This is a genomic window from Venenivibrio stagnispumantis (genome assembly GCF_900182795.1).
GTDB classification, from domain to species: domain Bacteria; phylum Aquificota; class Aquificia; order Aquificales; family Hydrogenothermaceae; genus Venenivibrio; species Venenivibrio stagnispumantis.
The window spans coordinates 1-1563 of sequence record NZ_FXTX01000039.1 but is presented as its reverse complement, the minus strand read 5'-3'; the positions used below and the strand labels follow the sequence as shown (position 1 = coordinate 1563).

Sequence of the window (1563 nt, the reverse complement as noted above, 5' to 3'; positions counted from 1 at the left end):
TATAACAAAACTGCATATATAGTGCCTCAATGTTATACACAAACTATTGATGAAAACAATCAAATCCATAATCCTTGCTATGCCTGCCATACTGTAGGCAAAGAACCTAACTATGTTGTTGATACAGATTTACAATTAAATTATGATTTCCCTGAGATAGCCCTGAATAATCCTTTCTCAAATTTTTTCAGAAAAGATATAAATGAAAAATTACAATCAATATCTGATGAAGATATTATCAATTATGTGAGACAATCAAATTATATTGATAAAAATGGAAATATAATCTTAAAACAAAATCTGCCAAAAGATTGGAAAGGATATATACCTGATTGTTATTTTAATTTTGATGATGAAGGGTTTGATATAAACCCAAAAACAGGAGAATATACAGGTTGGAGGGCTTTTAGATATTATCCATTCCTTGGAACTTTCTGGCCTACTAATGGTTCTACTGATGATGTTCTTATTAGACTTCCTGAAGCTTTCCAAAAAGATGAAAATGGCAAATTTAATAAAGAAATTTATAAGATAAATCTTGCTATTGTTGAAGCATTAATAAAGCAAAAGGATATAATAACAGAACCTCTTGATGAAAAATTAGCAGGTATTGATTTAGATAAAGATGGAAAAATATCTATCGCTACTTCTGTAAAGTATACATGGGATAAAGATAAAAATTCTATGAGTTATGTTGGTCTGGCTAAAAAATTACTCCAAGAAGGTAAAATCCATCTTGCCGGTGGATTGTATCCGGAAGGCACAGAATTCTTACATACTGTAAGATATATAGATTGGGATGAAAATAAAAATAGTATTAAATTAGCTCCAAGAATGAAAGAAGTAAGATATATGAAAAAAATATATTGGATGACATATTCTGATTTAAAATATATTGTAGATAAAGAACTTGATGAAAGAAATCCTTCTAAATCAGTCAGTAGCTTTCCATCTGTTGATGTATTTGGTGGTAATTACGAGGAAGGTTTAGATAATGGAGTTGGCTGGATTTTATCAGGATATATAGAAGACAAAAAAGGAAATTTAAGACCACAAACAAATGAAGAAACATTATATTGTATGGGCTGTCATAGTGGAATAGGTGCAACTACAGATTCAACATTTGCATTTGCCAGAAAATTTGAAGCTTCTGACAAAGAAGATATACTTTATGGCTGGTTACATTGGAGTCAAAGAGATTTAAAAGGAATACCTGACCATAAAGTTAGATATCAAAAATATGGCGATGTTTATGAGTATGAATTTTATCTAAGAAATAATAAATCAGGAAACGAGTTTAGAACAAATGATGAGGTGATTAATAAATTTTTTAATAAAGATGGTTCTATAAAAGATGATATGGTAAATAAATTACATACAGATATATCTATACTATTATATCCATCTAAGGAAAGGGCAATAATGTTAAACAAATTATATAAATTGATAGTAAATGAACAGGGTTTTATAAAAGGAAGAGAAGCCATAGGAGATTTAGAAAGATATGTTCATAAGGTTTTAAATCCAAATCAAGAAACAGGCATAAAAGAGCCTGTTTATTAA

The 1563-nt window shown here is 29.0% G+C and carries 1 protein-coding gene; it reads left to right on the top strand.

Annotated elements, in window-relative coordinates:
• Nucleotides 1-1563, top strand: a 1563-nt coding sequence (locus QOR43_RS08540) for a hypothetical protein (protein ID WP_283571483.1), incomplete at its 5' end; no start/stop codon positions are given.